17 protein-coding genes are annotated in these 18,977 nt (G+C 64.7%); 7 read left to right on the forward strand and 10 right to left on the reverse strand.

Going from position 1 to position 18,977, the window contains the following annotated elements; genetic code table 11:
- Positions 1-119: 119 nt before the first annotated feature.
- A complete protein-coding gene (locus ACNJYB_RS02260; RefSeq protein ID WP_439372504.1) occupies positions 120-791 on the reverse strand; it encodes an OmpA family protein in 672 nt (223 codons plus the stop codon).
- A 145-nt stretch (positions 792-936) separates the two neighbouring features.
- On the reverse strand, positions 937-2,478 hold the full coding sequence (locus ACNJYB_RS02265; RefSeq protein WP_439372505.1) for a caspase family protein: 1,542 nt from the start codon (positions 2,476-2,478) through the stop codon (positions 937-939).
- Between the two features lie 427 nt (positions 2,479-2,905).
- Between ACNJYB_RS02265 and ACNJYB_RS02270 the strand changes: the two genes are divergently transcribed.
- The gene (locus tag ACNJYB_RS02270; RefSeq protein WP_439372506.1) at positions 2,906-3,712 is read left to right on the forward strand and encodes an N-acyl homoserine lactonase family protein; all 807 of its coding nucleotides are present in this window, start codon (positions 2,906-2,908) and stop codon (positions 3,710-3,712) included.
- Positions 3,713-3,751: 39 nt separating this feature from the next.
- Here the strand turns inward: ACNJYB_RS02270 and ACNJYB_RS02275 are convergent, their stop codons facing one another.
- The 3 genes from ACNJYB_RS02275 to ACNJYB_RS02285 all read right to left on the reverse strand — a co-directional run bounded on the left by ACNJYB_RS02275 (position 3,752) and on the right by ACNJYB_RS02285 (position 6,267).
- Positions 3,752-4,717: a c-type cytochrome gene (locus tag ACNJYB_RS02275; RefSeq protein ID WP_439372507.1), complete on the reverse strand. Its 966-nt coding sequence runs from the start codon at positions 4,715-4,717 to the stop codon at positions 3,752-3,754.
- Positions 4,718-4,921: 204 nt separating this feature from the next.
- A complete protein-coding gene (locus ACNJYB_RS02280; protein ID WP_439375778.1) occupies positions 4,922-5,641 on the reverse strand; it encodes a class I SAM-dependent methyltransferase in 720 nt (239 codons plus the stop codon).
- Positions 5,642-5,724: 83 nt separating this feature from the next.
- Positions 5,725-6,267: a MarR family winged helix-turn-helix transcriptional regulator gene (locus ACNJYB_RS02285; RefSeq protein ID WP_439372508.1), complete on the reverse strand. Its 543-nt coding sequence runs from the start codon at positions 6,265-6,267 to the stop codon at positions 5,725-5,727.
- Between the two features lie 110 nt (positions 6,268-6,377).
- Here ACNJYB_RS02285 and ACNJYB_RS02290 point away from each other — a divergent pair, with 110 nt between their 5' ends.
- The 5 genes from ACNJYB_RS02290 to fahA all read left to right on the forward strand — a co-directional run bounded on the left by ACNJYB_RS02290 (position 6,378) and on the right by fahA (position 12,064).
- The gene (locus ACNJYB_RS02290; RefSeq protein ID WP_439372509.1) at positions 6,378-7,994 is read left to right on the forward strand and encodes an FAD-dependent oxidoreductase; all 1,617 of its coding nucleotides are present in this window, start codon (positions 6,378-6,380) and stop codon (positions 7,992-7,994) included.
- 8 nt (positions 7,995-8,002) lie between these two features.
- Positions 8,003-8,236, forward strand: a complete 234-nt coding sequence (locus tag ACNJYB_RS02295) for a DUF2783 domain-containing protein (protein ID WP_439372510.1) — start codon at positions 8,003-8,005, stop codon at positions 8,234-8,236.
- 18 nt (positions 8,237-8,254) lie between these two features.
- Positions 8,255-9,211 carry an MBL fold metallo-hydrolase gene (locus tag ACNJYB_RS02300; protein WP_439372511.1) on the forward strand — a complete coding sequence of 319 codons (957 nt, stop codon included), beginning with the start codon at positions 8,255-8,257 and terminating at the stop codon, positions 9,209-9,211.
- Between the two features lie 2 nt (positions 9,212-9,213).
- Positions 9,214-10,560 carry a homogentisate 1,2-dioxygenase gene (gene hmgA, locus ACNJYB_RS02305; RefSeq protein ID WP_439372512.1) on the forward strand — a complete coding sequence of 449 codons (1,347 nt, stop codon included), beginning with the start codon at positions 9,214-9,216 and terminating at the stop codon, positions 10,558-10,560.
- Between the two features lie 229 nt (positions 10,561-10,789).
- A complete protein-coding gene (fahA, locus tag ACNJYB_RS02310; protein WP_439372513.1) occupies positions 10,790-12,064 on the forward strand; it encodes a fumarylacetoacetase in 1,275 nt (424 codons plus the stop codon).
- A gap of 132 nt (positions 12,065-12,196) precedes the next feature.
- Here the strand turns inward: fahA and ACNJYB_RS02315 are convergent, their stop codons facing one another.
- Together ACNJYB_RS02315 and ACNJYB_RS02320 are read right to left on the reverse strand one after the other, a co-directional pair.
- Positions 12,197-12,508, reverse strand: a complete 312-nt coding sequence (locus ACNJYB_RS02315) for a DUF1272 domain-containing protein (protein WP_439372514.1) — start codon at positions 12,506-12,508, stop codon at positions 12,197-12,199.
- Between the two features lie 73 nt (positions 12,509-12,581).
- Positions 12,582-13,061, reverse strand: a complete 480-nt coding sequence (locus ACNJYB_RS02320) for an Lrp/AsnC family transcriptional regulator (protein WP_439372515.1) — start codon at positions 13,059-13,061, stop codon at positions 12,582-12,584.
- 121 nt (positions 13,062-13,182) lie between these two features.
- Here ACNJYB_RS02320 and hppD point away from each other — a divergent pair, with 121 nt between their 5' ends.
- A complete protein-coding gene (gene hppD / locus ACNJYB_RS02325; protein ID WP_439372516.1) occupies positions 13,183-14,301 on the forward strand; it encodes a 4-hydroxyphenylpyruvate dioxygenase in 1,119 nt (372 codons plus the stop codon).
- A gap of 107 nt (positions 14,302-14,408) precedes the next feature.
- Here the strand turns inward: hppD and ACNJYB_RS02330 are convergent, their stop codons facing one another.
- The 3 genes from ACNJYB_RS02330 to ACNJYB_RS02340 form a co-directional block, all read right to left on the reverse strand.
- The gene (locus tag ACNJYB_RS02330) at positions 14,409-15,521 is read right to left on the reverse strand and encodes a CaiB/BaiF CoA transferase family protein (protein ID WP_439372517.1); all 1,113 of its coding nucleotides are present in this window, start codon (positions 15,519-15,521) and stop codon (positions 14,409-14,411) included.
- A gap of 256 nt (positions 15,522-15,777) precedes the next feature.
- Positions 15,778-16,578, reverse strand: coding sequence for an FAD binding domain-containing protein (locus ACNJYB_RS02335; protein WP_439372518.1), 801 nt, complete (start codon positions 16,576-16,578; stop codon positions 15,778-15,780).
- Between the two features lie 15 nt (positions 16,579-16,593).
- The gene (locus tag ACNJYB_RS02340) at positions 16,594-18,936 is read right to left on the reverse strand and encodes a xanthine dehydrogenase family protein molybdopterin-binding subunit (protein WP_439372519.1); all 2,343 of its coding nucleotides are present in this window, start codon (positions 18,934-18,936) and stop codon (positions 16,594-16,596) included.
- Between the last annotated feature and the right edge of the window lie 41 nt (positions 18,937-18,977).

The raw sequence follows: 18,977 nt of genomic DNA on the forward strand, positions 1-18,977 counted from the left end.
GAGGCCCATGAAGAGCATTTCCCTGCAATAAAGCGGCGTCCCGCAAGGCTGCGGGACGCGCTTTGGACGCGAGACGTTACACCACATCGCGGCGGGTCATTCAAAGCATTGCGTCGTGCTTACTTCGACGCAGTGGCCTTGTTTTCCATGTTGACCACCTGCACGCGGCGGTTGACCTCGGCCAAGGGCTGGCTCGGGTCCTTCAGCTTGCTCTTGCCGTAGCCGACGGTGACGAGGTCGGTCGCCGGGATGCTGTACTTCTCGACCAGGTAGCGCTTGATCGAATCCGCGCGGCGCTCCGACAGGTCCTGGTTGTAGGCCTCGCCGCCGGCGGCGTCGGTGTGGCCGGCGACCACGAAGGTCGAGTCCTTCAGGTCGGGACTGGTCAGCGCGCGGCCGAGCGCCTGCACCGAGGGCAGCGACTTGGCGCTGATATTGGCGGAGTTGTAGTCGAAGGTGATTTCGAGATCAATGTTCGGCTTGTCCTTGGCGACCGACGCGATCTCCTCGCGCTCGGTCGACGACAGCGAGCGCGTCGAGCGGCCGCGCACGGACTGGATCAGCTTGGTCTCCGCCGCGTTTGGCGCGGGATCGGCCTGCGGGGCCATCGAGAGGCCGCGGGTCAGCGGCTTCTTCGCCGGCGGGGCCAGCGCGCGAACGATCTCGTCCTCGGTGACATTCTTGCTGATGCCGTCATCGCCGGCGAATGCGGGCGCGGCCGGCAGCGACAGGGTCGCGCCAATGGCCATGATGGACAGGATCGCGGTCAGTCCCTTTGCAGCCAATCTCATTGCTAGTCCCTCCTGCGCAGCGTGCCCGCGCGGTTCCAAAATTCCTGCAATACGCCCCCCGGAAAGGCCGCTGCGGCATCCGACCGTTAGTCTTCCGTGGGCCGCCAAGGGTTCGAGGCGGCTGACGCCTCAACCCAAAAAAATACTAGCGTACTCCGTAGCTTGCGAATTCCTGAACGATGTTCGGATCCATCGCCTTGGCATTGGCAATGTCGAGCGCGCCTTCCTGGGTGGAGCCGTTACGCTGCTTGGCAAGGCCACGGCCGTAGAGCGAGGAGGTCAGCCGCGGATTGATCCTGAGGGCCGCATCGAAATCGGCGATCGCGTTCTTGACCGCGCCCGACTTCAGGTTGACGAGCCCGCGGCTGTCCAGCGCATCGACGAAGTTCGGCCGCAGCCGCAGCGCCTCGTTGCAATCCTTCAGCGCGCCCTGGAGGTCGCCGACCACGGTCCGGGTCCAGCAGCGGTTGTTCAGCGCCTCGACGTCCTTCGAATTGATCCGGAGCGTGTCGTCGAAATCCTTGATTGCGAGGCTGTAGGCGCCCTTGCTGGCATAGACCTGGCCGCGCCGGTACAGCGCGTTCACGTCATCAGGATTGGCCGCGATCTTGGCCGTCAGGCCCTTGATGGTGGGATCTTCCGCCAGGACGGCCGCGTTCGGCCCGCCATCCGCGTTCGGGGCCGGCGCGGGATCGACCGGTTTCACCGGCGGTGGCGGCGGAGGCAGGGCGGCCTCGACCTGCGGCTTCGGTGACGGAGCCGGTGCGGGCGCCGGCGGAGGGGCAGGCGCAGCAATCGTGTCGGCCGGCTTCGTCGGCGCGGGCGGAGCTGGCGGTGACGGCGGCGCGGGTGGTGCCGGCGGTGGGTTGTTGGCGACGACGGGCGGAGCAGGCGGCGGGGGCGTCGTCGTTGCTGTCGTCGGGCGCGACCCAGCGGCGCCCGGAATGAAGGAGAAATCCTCGGCCAGTGAGGAGGAGATCCACGGCACCTGCTCGCCGCGCGAGGCGCGGGTGACGCCCATCTTGGTGCGGTTCAGCGTCTCCTCGGCCATCAGGTCGGGGACGCGGATTTCCTTCAGCAGTTCCTGCACGAACAGGCTGTGGTCGCCGCCGGCGTCCGAGACCACCGAGGCCAGCGCCGCCGAATACATCACCAGCGTGCCGTTCGGCGCGATGACGGGCGTGAGGCCGGCCGAGAAGCTGCGGAACCGGCGCTCGAACGGGTTGCGCCTGGAGGCATCGATCAGCGCGATCTTGACGCCGGCACCGCGCGTGTTGAGCTCGCCGAGCACGGTCTCGAGGCTGAACCCGTCGCGGCGCACGTCGGATTCGGTCCAGATCTGCGCATCGACCGGCAGCATGTAGCTCTGGCGCGCCGACTGGATGCCGAAGCCGCTGAAGAACACCAGCGCCACCGAACCCGGCTTGATCTTGCCATAGAGCCTGTCGAAGGCGCGGCGCATGCCGTCGCCGGTCAGGTTCTCGCCGATCTCGACCGAGAAGCCGTCGCGCTTGAGCTCGTCGGCGATGTCGCGTGCATCGTTGATCGGTTCCTTCAGCGGAGCATCCGCATCCGGATATTTGGCGTTGCCGATGACCAGCGCATAGCGGTCGCCGGCCGCCAGCGCTGGCGCAGTCGGGACGAGCGAAACGAGCAACGGGAGAAGGAAAAGAAAGCGAATTTTCATAATCAGCGCGGTCCAGCCAAAAAGGCGCCGTTCCAGCTTGCGCCGCGGCGACCTTAACTTACGCCCCATGCATTATCAGACCGGGGGGAGGGGGCGTCAACCTCTTGGAGATTCGGCATTATCGCGGCGATTGAGCGCAGCGCAGGGGGGCATCGGTAGCGGGATGAACGGGCTGTCATGTTCGGTTCGAACCGACCTGGTTGGGCATGGCAAGCGGCCATGTTGCAGCAGTGATCCCAGGGCACTCATGTTAGGGCACTCATGTTAGGGCGCTCATGTTAGGGCGCTCATGGCGATGAAAATGTGATTGGTCTCACATTGCAGGTCCGCGGTCGTAGCAAGCCTCGCTGTTTGACCTTTGCGGCGGACGATGGCTTGGTGCGTCCGGTCGTTCAGCTCCCCTCACAAAAGAGCAAAGCCAAGAGCCATGGGAAACGTCTACGAAATCTACGCCCTGCGCTATGCGACGATGTCGCCGCGTACGCCCAGCATGAACTTCCTGGTCCCCGATCCGCATGACAGCGCGGCGCAGGATCTCGACTATTTCGTCTGGCTGATCCGAGGGTACGGCCGCGACATTCTGGTCGATACCGGCTTCAATGCCGAGGAGGCGAGCGCGCGGGCACGCAAGCTGACGCTCAATCCGGTCGATGCGCTGGAGCGCTTTGGCGTCGCGGCTTCGAGCATTCGCGAGGTCATCGTGACGCATCTGCACTACGACCATGCCGGCAATCTCGACCGCTTCCCGAATGCGCGCTTCCATCTGCAGGAGCGAGAGATGGCTTACGCGACGGGGCGCTGCATGTGCAACGGTCTGCTGCGACATCCGTTCTCGGTCGAGCACGTCACGCAGATGGTGCGCCATGTCTATGGCGAGCGTGTCACGTTCTATTCGGGCGCCGGCGAGGTCGCGCCCGGCGTCACCGTGCACCGCGTCGGCGGCCATTCCGACGGCTTGCAGGTGGTCAAGGTCGAGACCGCGCGCGGCTCCGTCGTGCTGGCTTCCGATGCCGCGCACTACTACGCCAATCTTCAGCGCCGCAGCCCATTCCCGATCGTCTACAATGTCGGCGACATGGCCGCCGGCTGGGAGACGATCGAGCGCCTCGCCGGTCATCCTGACAGGTACATTCCCGGCCACGATCCGATCGTGACCGAGATCTATCCGCGCGCCAGCGACGAGGTCGATGCATGGGCGCTGCACCTGCCGCCCTCACGCTCGTTTGCGAAATAGCAGCTGAGTCCTGCGCCACCGAGTCTTCGCCAAACAGCTTCACCGCTCGAGCGTGGCGAGATAGGCGGCAAGTGGCAAAAAGTCCGCCTCGTTGAGCGTTTTGACCACATCGATCATCGGCTTGCTCTCCGGCCCGGCGCGAAAGCCGTGCCGGTATTCGTAGAGCTGGCGGAAGATGTAGGTTGGCGAGCGCCCGGCGATGCCCGGCACGACGTCGGTGCCGGTCAGCTTCTCGCCATGGCAGCTGGCGCAGGCGATCTCCGGCTTCAAGGCCAGCTCACGACCGGCAGCGACGCTACCGGGCGGCACGTAGGCGGTAAAGCGGACGCGCGCGTCGCGGTTGACGAAGCGGCCAACGTCCGCCGGGGTCTCGATGATGCGCATGCCGATCAGCTCGCGTTCGTCGCCTTGAGTGACGAAGAACCAGCCCGCGACCGTCGGTTTCGGCACGGTCTCAGTCTCCACCACATCAACCAACTTCTTTGGCTTGATGGCGGCAAAATATTCAGCCGCCGCCTTGATCTCGTCGTCGTTCGATGCCTTCGCGACCGAGATCATCCATGCCTGCGGGATGCGGTCGGGTAGTGCTGTCGCGCGTTTGCCGCTCCTGAAGTCTTGCATCTGTTGAATAAAATAGGCCACCGGCAGGCCGGCGATGTCGGCGTTCTCCGGACCACCCGTTCCAGAGGCACGATGACAGAAGCCGCAGGCGTAGACGTCAGGCGCGCGGCCGCTCGCCACCACCGTCGGCATCGCCGGATGGTCACCCGGGTGCCAATCCGGTGCGAGGAAGCGATCGCGCGTTTGTGGAACCGTATAGCTCACCGTGCTGTCGGGCACCCGGCGAGGCTGGCCGTCATCGGGGGGCGGCTTGAAGTCAGGCGGATTGTAAGTGTAAGCCCAGAACGGCGGCTTGTCGGTGGTCTGCGCTTGCGCGCCCACCGCGGATACGAAAATGATGGGCAGCGCAACCAACGCCTGAACGGCCGCTCCCAACCGTGCCATGTTCGCCTCCGGCTTTCGGGCAGCGAAGGGAAATAAACTAGCCTTGAATCCGCGCGGGAACAATCGGCTTGCTTGTCATTGAGGCCGGCCGTCCCGAGGCCCGATTTGGGTCAAAAAGCGCCGGTTTGAGTCTCGGCCGACGACTTCCGGTCTAACCGCTTCTTCGGACAGGTTCAGCCTCTCAGACAGGTGGCTGGTGCGGCGTCAACGAGCGCTGGGAGGATTCCTGCAAGCAACGATATCGCGGGGAGATTTTCGAGCCGCTAGCTCCGGCGGAGAGAAGACCGCCAGGTACCCTCCGTCCCCTGCGAGCTCATATGTGGCGACCTCGCGATAGCCAACGGCGGTCAATTCGCAGCGCAAGAGCTCAATTGGCGTGCCATGCTTCGACGTCGGAAGCTCGAGATCGACAATTCCGACCCGCGCACCCGGCTTCAAGGCCGGCGCGAGATTGTAGAGGAAGGCATAGGGTTGGGCGATCTCGTGATACATGTGCACGAGGATTGCGGCATCCAGCGAGGAAGCGGGCAGACGCGGGTCGTGTGGCTCGCCGAGCGCGAATTGCACGTTCGTCAACTTCAGGCGTTCTGTTCGCCTGGCGAGTTCGATGAGGTAGTCCCGCGTGACGTCCTGGGCAACGACAGAGCCGGCGGGTGCGACGAGGTGCGAGAGCCTGACGGTGTGGTAGCCCTCGCCTGCTCCAATGTCGCCGACCGTCATGCCTGGTTTCAGTTCGAGCATACGTGCGATTTGACCGACCTCGTCGAGAGCGTCGCGGCGCTCTTCGGCGGCGCGGCGTGGGCTGACGATCCGTGCAACAGGACGCTGCGGCGAGGGAAACTCGTTTGCAGCGACTCCAGGGGGAGCCAGATAACCTATGTCAGCGGCGCATGCGCGAGGCGCGGCAAGCGCCACAATGAGCATCGCTATATAAGCCAGTGCCGTCACGGGCCTACAGGCCTCCTCAAGCGGCCCCCAAACGCCGACGTCCGCGGCTCTCTACGTTCCTAATACGCCTGCTTGGCGTCGGCCTCTTCGCTGGTCTGGATCAGGTCGAGACTCGCTTCGATCTTGCCGAGCAGCGCCGAGAGCTGCTTGCGCTCCTGCGCGGAGAGGCAGGCGAGGATCTCGTCCTCGCGCCGCAGCAATTGCGGGAACAGCTCCTCGTACAGCGCGCGGCCCTTCTTCGTCAGTTGCAGGCGGAATTCACGGCGGTCGGCCTCGTTCTCGACGCGCTCGATCAGCTGCTCATCGAGCAGCGTGGTCACCGCGCGGCTGATGGTGGATTTGTGCGTGCGGGTGCATTGGGAGATGTACTGCGCGCTGCAGGCATCAACGCGAAAGCCGAGCGTGGCGATCACGCGCCAGGCTGGAATGTCGAGGCCGTGACGTTCCTGATATTCGACCGCGAGCGCGGAACTCACCTCGGCCGCCAGCCGGTTGAGACGGAACGGCACGAACTTGAACAGGTCGAGCCGTGCCTTCGGTCGCGGCGAAGCCTCGCCGGGGTCGCGTGTCTTCAGCGCGATGTCGCTGGATGTTCTCGCCAAGGAGAGCGCTCCGATTTCCAGTTGACGGCCGGCCGGCTCCGGTCCAAAATAGTTGCACGTGAGACTATCTAGCAGATTAGTCCTGTTCTGACCAGAGCCGAGGTTAGTGTATGGCGGGCGCCAATACGCATCAGGCCCAAACCCAGTTCGGCTATCGCCGTCATCCCGATCAGGACCGCGCCGGGTCAAGCCCCGCGGCGCATCCGGTCGTGATTGTCGGAGCCGGTCCGGTCGGCCTGTCGCTGGCGATCGATCTCGCTCAGCGCGGCCAGCGCGTCGTCTTGCTGGATGATGCCGACCGCATCGGCGAAGGCTCGCGCGCGATCTGCTTCTCGAAACGCTCGCTGGAATACTGGGATCGGCTCGGCGTCGGCGATCGCATGGTCGACAAGGGCGTGGTGTGGAGCGTTGGCCGGATCTTTCACGGCGAATCCCAGCTCTACCAGTTCAACCTCCTGCCGGAAGACGGCCACAAGCGGCCGGCCTTCATCAATCTCCAGCAATATTACGCCGAGGCCTATCTGGTCGATCGCATCAACGAGCTGCCCGAGATCGACCTGCGCTGGCGCAACAAGGTGACGGCGCTCGAGCAGCGCAACGATTCCGCGCTGCTGACGATCGAAACGCCTGAAGGCACCTATCGCCTGAATGCGCAATATGTCGTTGCCTGCGACGGCGCGCGGTCCTCCCTGCGGCAGATGGTTGGCGCGGAATTTGCGGGCCAGGTGTTCGAGGATCAGTTCCTCATCGCCGACGTCAAGATGACCGCGGAATTCCCGACCGAGCGCTGGTTCTGGTTCGATCCGCCGTTTCATGCCGGACGTTCGGCGCTGCTGCACCGGCAGCCCGACGATGTCTGGCGCATCGATCTCCAGCTCAATCGCTATGCCGATCCGGTTGTCGAGAAGAAGCCGGAGAACGTGCGGCCGCGGATCGCGCGCATGCTCGGACACGACGAGTTCGAGTTCGAATGGATCTCGCTCTACAAATTCCAGTGCCGGCGGATGGACCGCTTCATCCACGGCCACGTGATCTTCGCCGGCGACTCCGCGCATCAGGTTTCGCCCTTCGGCGCGCGTGGCGCCAATTCCGGACTCGAGGACGCCGAGAACCTGTCCTGGAAGCTCGATCGCGTGCTGCGTGGCAAATCGCCCGCCAGCCTGCTGGAGAGCTACCATATCGAGCGCAGCATGGCGGCGGACGAGAACATCCGCGAGTCCACCCGCTCGACCGACTTCATGGCGCCGAACTCGCATCAGGAGGCGCGGCTGCGCAAGGCGGTGCTGTCGCTGGCCAAGGAGACCGAGTTCGGCAAGCGCATGGTCAATGGCGGCCGGCTCTCGGTGCCTTGCAGCTACGACACGCCGCTGTCGTCGCCCGACGCCGATGCATGGCGCGGCGGGCCTCGTCCCGGCTGTTCGATGCTCGATGCGCCCATTGCCGAGCGGAGCTATCTCACGGATGCCTTCCGCAAAGGTGGAACGGACTTCACGCTGCTGTCATTCAGCAATGGCGCGGCGCTCGATGCATCCGACGGCGTCAAGAATATCCGCGTCGGCGGAGAGGGCGGACTTGGCGATCCCTCCGGTCTCGTGGCAAAGCGCTACGACGCAGAGCCGGGGACGACTTATCTGCTCAGGCCCGACGGCTATGTTGCGGCGCGCTTCCGGCATCCGACGCGCGATGCTGTTCAAGCAGCGCTGTCGCGCGCCGCAGGCATGAATTGAGGTTTCGCATGCCGCTTTCCACCAGCTCGAACTTCGCGCGCCCGGACGATGCCTTCCGCACCATCGTCGAGGCGCACCGCGGACTCACGGAGGAGCAGAGCGCCGATTTCGATGCGGCACTGGTGCTGATCCTCGCCAACCATATCGGCGACATCGACGTGCTGCAGGAGGCGATCGGGCTTGCCAAACGCCGGGTGATCGACGGCCAGCAGCAACAGCAGCAGCAGCAGCAGCAACAATAACCTCGTAAGGACGAATAGATGGCGAAGAACTTCGCATCCACCGGCGATCTCTCCGAGAAACAGATCACCTTCTCCGAGATCGGCACCGATCTCTATGCCTTCACCGCCGAGGGCGATCCGAACACGGCCGTGATCGTCGGTGACGATGGCTGCCTCGTGTTTGACGCGCAGGCGACGCCGGCGATGGCGAACAAGGTGATCGAGCGCGTGCGCGCGGTCACCGACAAGCCGATCAAGTATGTCGTGCTGTCGCACTATCACGCCGTCCGCGTGCTCGGTGCCTCCGCCTACAAGGCGCAAGGCATCGTCGCTTCGCAGGAGACCTATCGTCTGATCGAGGAGCGCGGCAAGCAGGATTGGGATTCCGAATACGGCCGCTTCCCGCGCCTGTTCCAGGATGCATCGAGCATTCCCGGCCTGACCTGGCCGACGCTCACCTTCGAGGGTGAGATGTCGATCTATCTCGGCAAGCGCGAGGTGCGGCTGATGCAGCTGGGCGCGGGCCACACCTCGGGCGACATCGTCGCCTGGGTGCCGGATGCCGAGGTGATGTTCTCCGGCGACCTCATCGAGTATCACTCGGCCTGCTATTGCGGCGATGCGCATCTGCGCGAATGGCCGATCACGCTGAACGAGATCCGTAACTTCAATCCGAAGGCGATCGCGCCGGGCCGCGGCGATGCGCTCAAGGGCACCGCCACGGTGCGCGAAGCCATCGCGATGACGCGCGACTTCGTCACCTCGCTCTATGGCGCCGCCGAAATCTCGGTCGCCAAGGGCCGCACGCTGAAGGAATCGATGGCGGCGACGCGCGAGGTGATGGATCCGAAATTCTCGAGTTTTGCCATCTACGAGCACTGCCTGCCGTTCAACGTGTCGCGCGCCTATGACGAGGCGTCGGGGATCGACGACCCCGTGATCTGGACCGACAAGCGCGACCAGGAAATGTGGGCCGCCCTGCAAGGAGGAGGATAGTCATGAACATCAATACCTCGCCTGACCAGATCGTTCGAAGCTCGGCCCAGGTGACGCCGGGCTACATGTCCGGCTTCGGCAACAGTTTTGAGACCGAGGCGCTGCCGGGCGCGCTGCCGATCGGGCGCAACTCGCCGCAGCGCTGCGCCTACGGGCTCTACGCCGAGCAATTGTCCGGCTCGCCCTTCACCGCGCCGCGCGGCACCAACGAGCGCTCCTGGCTCTATCGCATCCGCCCCTCGGTGAAGCATTCCGGCCGCTTCGAGAAGGTCGATGCCGGCCTGTGGCGCTCGGCGCCGTGCCACGAATACGATCTGCCGATCGCGCAATTGCGCTGGGATCCGGCGCCGCTGCCGAAGGAGGAGGTGACCTTCCTTCAGGGCGTGCAGACCATGACGACGGCCGGTGACGTCAACACGCAGGCCGGCATGGCCGCGCACGTCTACCTCATCACCAAATCGATGGTGGACCAGCACTTCTACAATGCCGACGGCGAGCTGATGTTCGTGCTGCAGCAGGGCAATCTGCGCCTCGTCACCGAGTTCGGCCGCATCGATGCCCAGCCCGGCGAAATCGTGGTGATCCCGCGCGGCGTCAAGTTCCGTGTCGAGATTCCGAACGGGCCGGCGCGCGGCTATCTCTGCGAAAACTATGGCGGCGCCTTCACGCTGCCGGAGCGTGGCCCGATCGGTGCCAACTGTCTCGCCAATGCGCGCGATTTCCTCACCCCGGTCGCGAACTACGAGGACAAGGACACGCCGACGGAGCTGTTCGTGAAATGGGGCGGCTCGCTGTTCAGGACGATATTGCCGCATTCGCCGATCGACGTCGTCGCCTGGCACGGCAACTACGCGCCCTACAAATACGATCTGCGCACCTTCTCACCCGTCGGCGCGATCAGCTTCGATCACCCCGATCCCTCGATCTTCACCGTACTGACCTCGCCGTCGGAGACCGCAGGCACCGCGAATATCGACTTCGTCATCTTCCCCGAGCGCTGGATGGTCGCCGACAACACCTTCCGTCCGCCATGGTACCACATGAACATCATGAGCGAGTTCATGGGCCTGATCTACGGCGTCTACGACGCCAAGCCGCAGGGCTTCGTGCCTGGTGGTATCTCCTTGCACAATTGCATGCTGCCGCACGGCCCCGACCGCGATGCCTTCGAGCACGCCAGCAACGGCGAGCTGAAGCCGGTGAAGCTGACCGGCACCATGGCGTTCATGTTCGAGACCCGCTACCCGCAGCGTGTGACAGCGCATGCCGCGAAGTCGTCGACGCTGCAGGACGATTACGCCGATTGCTGGAAGGGTCTGGAGAAGCGCTTCGATCCGAGCAAGCCTTAGCTTTCTTCCCCTCTCCCCTTGTGGGAGAGGGTGGCATGGGCGGCCCTTGGCCGCCGTCTCTTAAGAACGCCGATGCTTTGCATCGGCTACCGCGTAGCGGCGAGACTGGTGAGGGGTCTGTCTCCGCGAGTGAACCTCTCACATTCGGATACGTGGATAGAACCCCTCATCCGGCGCTTCGCGCCACCTTCACCCACAAGGGGAGAAGGAAGAAAGAATCGAGCCGAACGTGACAACCCACCCCAACGACCCCAGCCTCCGCTCGTTCATCGAGGTCGATCCCGCCTCGGACTTCCCGATCCAGAACCTGCCCTATGGCGTGTTCTCGACCGCTGCCAATCCGACGCCGCGGGTCGGCGTCGCGATCGGCAATTACGTGCTCGATCTCTGGGAGCTCGAACAGGATTCCCGGCTCGATGTCGGCCCTCTCGGCGTGTTCTCCGGACCTTCGCTCAACCGCTTCATGGCGCTGGGGCCGAAGGTGTGGACGGAGACGCGGGCTCGGATCAGCGAGCTGCTGCGTCACGATCATCCGGAGCTGCGCGACAACGAGGAGCTGCGCAAGCAGGCGCTGGTGCCGATGCGCGATGCAAGGCTGCATCTGCCGTTCGCGGTCTCCGGCTATACCGATTTCTATTCGTCCAGGGAGCACGCCACGAATGTCGGCGTGATGTTCCGCGGCAAGGACAATGCGCTGCAGCCGAACTGGCTGCACATGCCGATCGCCTACAACGGCCGCGCCTCCACCGTCGTGGTCTCCGGCACGAGGGTGAAGCGGCCGCGCGGACAGCTGAAGCCGCCGAATGTGGAGCTGCCGAGCTTTGCGCCGTGCAAGCGACTCGATTTCGAGCTGGAGATGGGCGTCGTGATCGGCCAGCCCTCAGCCATGGGCGGCATGCTGACCGAGAGCCAGGCCGAGGAGATGATCTTCGGCTTCGTGCTGCTCAACGACTGGAGCGCGCGCGACATCCAGCAATGGGAATATGTGCCGCTCGGCCCGTTCCTGGCAAAAGCGTTCGCGACCTCGATCAGCCCTTGGGTGGTGACGCGCGAGGCGCTGGAGCCGTTCCGGCTGAAGGGACCGGAGCAGGAGCCGGTGCCGCTCGACTATCTGAAGCAGATCAAGCCTCAGAATTACGACGTCGAGCTGGACGTGTCCTTGCGCGCCGCAGGCGCCAACGCGCCCGCCAGCATCAGCCGCACCAATTTCAAGTACATGTACTGGTCCTCCGTGCAGCAATTGATGCACCACGCCTCGAGCGGCTGCGCCATGAACGTCGGCGATCTCTTGGGGAGCGGCACCATCTCCGGTCCCGAGAAGAACCAGCGCGGCAGCCTGCTCGAGATCAGCTGGAACGGCACCGAGCCGGTCGAGCTGCCCGGCGGCGCCAGGCGTTCGTTCCTGGAAGACGGCGACAGCCTCGTCATGCGCGGCTGGTGCCAGGGCAACGGCTATCGCGTCGGGTTCGGCGAGGTCGAGGGAACGATCGTGGCGGCGGAGTGATTGCGACATTGAGGCGAGGCTCCGTCCTCATTCTGCGTCATTGCGAGCGCAGCGAAGCAATCCCAAGTCTTTCCGCGGCGGCAGTCTGGATTGCTTCGTCGCAAGGGCTCCTCGCAATGACGTGGAGAGAGCCTACCGCTTCTCCGGGGGCACGTCGCGCACCCGTGCGCAATGCGCAGCGACGTCCTCAAGGCTGTACTTCAGATGCACCCGCTTGTCCGACGGCGCCTGCTTCGTCGTGCACACGCCCGGCCGCCATTCCTGCGTCGGCCTGATCGGGCGCGGGGCGAAGCCGCCGCCGCAGTTCGGGCAGACGTTGAAGAGCTTCGTCTCGACGCAATCCGCACAGAACGTGCATTCGTAGGAGCAGATCCGCGCATCCGTCGCGTTCGGCGGCAGATCGCGGTCGCAATATTCGCAATTCGGTCGCAGCTGCAGGGCCATGGTTAATCTCCGCAAGATGGCCGCGATCATCGCAGACCGTGCGCGCAGCGCGAATGCCCTAGTTCCCTCGATTTCAGCCAGGCTTTGAATCCCTCAGCGGCAGCTTGGCGCTTTCCTTCAACCTGTCGAGCACGATCGAGGAGCGCACATGCGCCACGCTCTGGTGCGGCATCAGCACGTCGTTGACGAGGTTGGAGAGCCCCTTGAGATCGCGCAGCACGGCCTTGAGCACGTAGTCGGCATCGCCCGTCAGCGAATAGGCTTCCTGGATCTCGTCGATCCGGTTCACCAGCGCGCGAAAACGCTTGGAATTGTCCGGCGAGTGGGTCGCGAGCCCCACCTGGATGAAGGCGATCACGCCGAAGCCGAGCGCCTCGCTGGAGAGATCGGCGTGATAGCCCGAGATCACCTTCTCCTCCTCCAGCCGCATCCGCCGCCGCGAGCATTGCGAGGCCGACAGGCCCGCGAGCTCGGCGAGCTCCTGGTTGGTGAGGCGGCCGTCGTCCTGCAGAGCGGTCAGGATCTTGAGGTCGAACGCGTCCACGGAGATCATGCGTGTTTTGTCCATTGCATGCACGGATCGTGCACATACTAGCCAAATCACGTGCCGTTTGCACGCTCCTTGCGTCCCAGACGAAGGATAATTCCTCCCTGCAGCAATCTGGGAGAGCAGCATGGGTCCGTTTCCGCACGATGCACCGCCGGCCACGATCAGCGCCGACAATCCGATGGGCACCGACGGCTTCGAGTTCGTCGAATACGCGCATCCCGATCCGGGCGAGCTGCACGCGCTCTTCAAGCTGATGGGCTATACGCCCGTCGCGCGGCACAGGACAAAGAAGATCACGGTCTATCGCCAGGGCGACATCAACTCCCTCGTCAACGAGGAGCCCGGCACCCACGGTTATGAATTCGTCGCCGCCCACGGCCCCTGCGCGCCGTCGATGGCGTTTCGCGTCGTCGATGCCAAGGCCGCCTACGACCGCGCGATCGCTCTCGGCGCCGAGCCTGCCGATGTGTCATCGGCGCAGAAGACGCTCGACGTGCCCGCGATCAAGGGCATCGGCGGCAGCCTGCTCTATCTGGTCGACCGCTACGGCGCCAAGGGCTCGGCCTATGATGCCGAGTTCGAATGGCTGGGCGCGCGCGATCCGCGCCCCGTTGGCGCCGGCCTGTTCTATCTCGACCACCTCACCCACAACGTCCATCGCGGCCGCATGGATGTCTGGGCCGGCTTCTACGAGAAGCTGTTCAACTTCCGCCAGATCCGCTTCTTCGACATCGAGGGCCGCGCCTCCGGCCTGTTCTCGCGCGCACTGACCAGCCCGGACGGGAAGATCCGGATTCCGATCAACGAGGACGCCGGCGATTCCGGACAGATCGAGGAATATCTGAAGACCTATCGTGGCGAGGGCATCCAGCACATCGCCTGCGGCTGTCGCGACATCTACCACACCATCGAGGACCTGCGCGAGGCCGGCCTGCCCTTCATGCCGTCGCCGCCAGACACCTATTTCGAGAAGGTCGACACGCGCCTGCCTGGGCACGGCGAGGACCTCGCGCGTCTGCACAAGAACGGCATCCTGATCGACGGCGAAGGCGTGGTCGACGGCGGCCAGACCAAGGTGCTGCTGCAGATCTTCTCGGCGAATGCGATCGGCCCGATCTTCTTCGAGTTCATCCAGCGCAAGGGCGACGACGGTTTTGGCGAGGGCAATTTCAAGGCCCTGTTCGAATCGATCGAGGAAGACCAGATCCGGCGCGGCGTGCTGAAGGTGGGGAACGCGGCGTAGGCACGGCCTGATAACGCTCGCGCGTCATCCAAAGCTGTCGTCCCGGATCTGCGCTCCGCTCCGCTCGCTTGTCCGGGACGACAGTGGAGATGTTGGCGAGAGCATCCCTACTTCGCCGCCTTCCACGCCTCCGTCACCGCCGCGATCTCCGCCGCCTCCGGCTCGCGCACCGCCGACGGCGTGCGCGAGAAGCGCGGCGCCGGTGCCGGCTGCTTCACGCCGTGGCGCTCGACGAAGACGTTGCGGGCGACCATGTGCGGATGCTTCGTCGCTTCCGACATGGTCAGCACCGGCGCGAAACAGATGTCGGTGCCTTCCATGATCTTGCACCAGTCCTCGCGGGTCTTGCTCTTGAACACCGCTTTCAGCTTCTCCCTCAGCGCCGGCCAGGCCTTGCGATCCATCTGCGCGTCGAAATCCGCGTCCGTCAGGCCCGCATGCTCGCGCAGCAGCGCGTAGAACTGCGGCTCGATCGAGCCGATCGAGACGAAGTTCCCGCAGGCGCATTCATAGACGCCGTAGAAATGCGCGCCGCCGTCGAGGAAGTTCTGGTTGCGGCCCTCGGTCCAGCGTCCCAGCGTGGTCATGTCGAAGAAGAACGACATCAGCGAGGCAGCGCCGTCGCACATCGCGGCGTCGACGACCTGGCCCTTGCCGGATTTCTGCGCTTCCAGCAATGCCGCGAGCACGCCGACGACGAGATAGAGCGCGCCGCCGCCGAAATCACCGACCAGATTGAGCGGCGGCACCGGCGCTTCCTTCGTGCCGATCGCGGCGAGCGCGCCGGTGATGGAGATGTAATTGATGTCGTGGCCCGCGGCATTCGCGAGCGGGCCTTCCTGGCCCCAGCCGGTCATGCGCCCGTAGACGAGCTTTGGATTCCGCGCGAGCACGACGTCCGGCCCGAGCCCGAGCCGCTCCATCACGCCGGGACGAAAACCTTCGACCAGCGCATCGGCGCTGGCAAGCAGCTCGAGCACGTCGGCGATCGCCGCCTTGTCCTTGAGGTCGAGCTCGATCACCTTGCGGCCGCGGCCGGCCACCGACTTCATGCTCTTCCTCGCACCGACACGGTCGAGCGTGACGACGTCCGCGCCCATGTCGGCCAGCAGCATGCATGCGAACGGGCCGGGGCCGATGCCGGCGAATTCGACGATGCGGAAGCCCGAGAGCGGACCGGAGGTGCGGACGGACGAAGTGGGGGCTGATTTATCGAGCACGTTGTTGTTTCCTCGGGTCGCGGGCAGGTGCCGGTGTTCCGTCAGGCGCCTCGCGTTGCTCTTGGGGGCGAGTTAATCGGCTGATTAACTTTTCTCGCCTTCCCGCCAGCGAGGCAAGCGGTTTTCATGCCGCATGGTCAAAATAAAGCAGCGCGCACGGGAGTGCGCGCCGCGGAAAATTTGTGTCGAGACGCTGGAGCGCTCTATTCGCGCATGATCTTGCCGGAAAAAAGCTTCGCACTTTTCCGGATCATGCTCAGCCCGCAGCAGCCACCGCGCGCTGCGCCATCACCTTGACGAGGTTGGCGCGGTACTCCGACGTGCCGTGGATGTCGGACAGAAGTCCGCTCGCGGGAATGTTGACGCTGTCGATCGCTGACGGCGACCAGTTCGCCTTCAGCGCAGCCTCGATGGCGCCAACCCGCATCACCCCGCTCTGCGACGCCCCGGTTGCGGCGACGCGAATCTCGCCGGACTTCGTCTGCGCGACGAACACGGCGGTGAGCGCGAAGCGCGAGGCCGGATGCCGCATCTTGGCGTAGCCCGCCTTCGCCGGAACCGGGAACGACACGGCGGTGATGATCTCGCCGTCTTCGAGCGCGGTGGTGAACAGGCCCTTGAAGAAATCGTCCGCCGCGATCGACCGCTTGTTGGTCTTCACGGTGGCGCCGAGGGCGAGCAGCCCGGCCGGATAATCCGCGGCGGGATCGTTGTTGGCGATCGAGCCGCCGATCGTGCCGCGATAGCGCACGGCGGGATCGCCGATCAGCGAGGCCAGATAGGCGAGCGCGGGAATCGCCTTCTTCGCGGCCTCGCTGGTCGCCACATCGTAATGCGGCGTGGCCGCCTTGATCGTCAGCGTGTCGCCGGATGCCTCGACGCCGATCATGTCCTTGATCCTGCCAAGGTCGATGACGTCTGTGGGACCTGCGAGGCGCTGCTTCATCACCGGCAGCAATGTCTGCCCGCCGGCAAGGAATTTGGCCTCGCTGCTCTTGCCGAACAGGGTGGCGGCCTCGTCGACCGAGGAGGCGCGATGATAGGTGGTCTGGTACATCTTCGGTCCTCCTCTTCAAGCCGCGTGGATCGTGCGCCACACCCGGTCAGGGGTTGCGGGCATTTCCAGATTGTTCTTGCCGATCGCATCCGTGATCGCGTTGATCACGGCCGCTGACGCCCCGATCGCGCCTGCCTCACCGCAACCCTTGATGCCCAGCGGATTGCCCGGGCACAGCGTCGTGGTGTGGGAGAGATTGAACGAGGGCAGATCGTCGGCGCGCGGCATGGAATAGTCCATGAACGAGGCCGTCACCGGCTGGCCGTTGGAGTCGTAGATGGCATGCTCCAGCAGCGCCTGCCCGATGCCTTGCGCAAGGCCGCCATGGACCTGGCCCTCGACGATCATCGGATTGATCAGCCGGCCGAAATCGTCGGCCGCGACGAAGTTGACGAAGGTGGTCTTGCCCGTACCAGGGTCGACCTCGAGCTCGCAGATATAGGCGCCGGCCGGGAAGGTGAAGTTGGTCGGGTCGTAGAAGGCGCTTTCCTTCAGGCCAGGCTCCATCCCGTCAGGCAGATTATGCGCAGTATAGGCTGCGAGTGCGACCATCGGGAAGGCGATCGCCTTGTCGGTGCCGGTCACCTTGAACTCGCCGTTCTCGATGACGATGTCGGCTTCCGACGCCTCCAGCGCATGCGCGGCGATCTTCCTGGCCTTGGACTCGACCTTCTCCATCGCTTTCAGGATCGCGGTGAGGCCGACGGCCGCCGAGCGCGAGCCGTAGGTGCCCATGCCGAACTGCACCTTGTCGGTGTCGCCATGCACGATCGAGACCTGGCTGATGGGCACACCCAGGCGATCGGCGACGAGCTGGCAGAACGTCGTCTCGTGGCCCTGGCCGTGGCTGTGCGAACCGGTGAGGATCTCGATGGTACCGACCGGGTTGACGCGCACTTCTGCGGACTCCCACAGGCCGACGCCCGCACCCAGGCTGCCGACCGCCTTCGACGGCGCGATACCGCAGGCCTCGATGTAGCAGGACACGCCGATGCCGCGCAGCTTGCCGTCGGCTTTGGCCTTGGCCTTGCGGGCGGCGAAGCCGGCATAGTCGATCGCCTTCATCGCGGCATCGAGCGAGGCGTTGAAGTCGCCGGTGTCGTAGGCCATGATCACCGGCGTCTGGTGCGGGAACTGGGTGATGAAGTTGTTCCGGCGCAGTGCGGCCGGATCGACGTTCAGCTGCCGCGCCGCCGTCTCCATCAGACGTTCGAGCAGGTAGCTCGCCTCGGGCCGGCCCGCGCCGCGATAGGCATCGACGGGCGTGGTGTTGGTGTAGACGCCGATCACCTCGGCATGGATCGCCGGAATGTTGTACTGGCCCGACAGCAGCGTCGCGTACAGATAGGTCGGCACCGACGAGGAGAACAGCGACATGTAGGCGCCGAAATTGGCGTAGGTCTTTACCTTCAGGCCGATGATCTTGTTGTTGGCGTCGAACGCCATCTCGGCATGGGTGACATGGTCGCGGCCATGCGCGTCGGTGAGGAAGGCTTCGGTGCGGTCGCCGGTCCATTTCACGGGACGGCCGACCTTCTTCGAGGCCCACAGCGCCACCATCTCCTCGGGATAGATGAAGATCTTCGAGCCGAAGCCGCCGCCGACGTCGGGCGCGATCACGCGCAGCTTGTGCTCGGGGGCGATGTTGTAGAACGCCGACAGCACGAGGCGGGCGACGTGGGGGTTCTGCGACGTCGTGTAGAGCGTGAAATGCTCTTCCGCCGCGTCGTAGTCGGCAATCGCCGCGCGCGGCTCCATCGCGTTGGGCGCGAGGCGGTTGTTGGTGACGTCGAGCTTCACGACATTGGCAGCCTTGGAGAAGGCGGCGCTCACCGCGCCCTCGTCGCCGATCACCCAGTCATAGACCTGGTTGCCGGGAGCCTCGGGATGAAGCTGCGGCGCGCCGGCCTTGATCGCGGCTTGCATGTCGGCGACCGCCGGGAGCTCTTCGTAGTCCACGACGACGGCTTCCGCCGCGTCACGCGCGAGGTTCTTGCTGTCGGCGATCACGACGGCGACGGCCTGGCCGACGAAGCGCACCGTCTCCGGCGCCATCGCCGGCCATGCGCCCATCTTCATCGGGCTGCCGTCCTTGGAGGTGATGGCCCAGCCGCAGATCAGGTTGCCGACCTTGTCGTCGACCAGCTGCTGGCCGGTGAGCACCGCGACCACGCCCGGCATCTTCAGCGCGGCGGAGGAGTCGATCCCCTTCACCCTGGCATGTGCATGCGGGCTGCGGATGAAATGGGCATGGGTCATGCCCGGCAATTTGATGTCGTCCACGTACCGGCCCTTGCCGGTGATGAAACGCTTGTCTTCCTTGCGCACGACGCGCGCGCCGATGCCTTCAACACCCATGTCTGGTCCTCCCGACCGGAAATTGTTTCGACTGCGCCTTC

The organism is Bradyrhizobium sp. SMVTL-02, assembly GCF_051853005.1.
Taxonomy (GTDB): Bacteria; Pseudomonadota; Alphaproteobacteria; order Rhizobiales; family Xanthobacteraceae; genus Bradyrhizobium.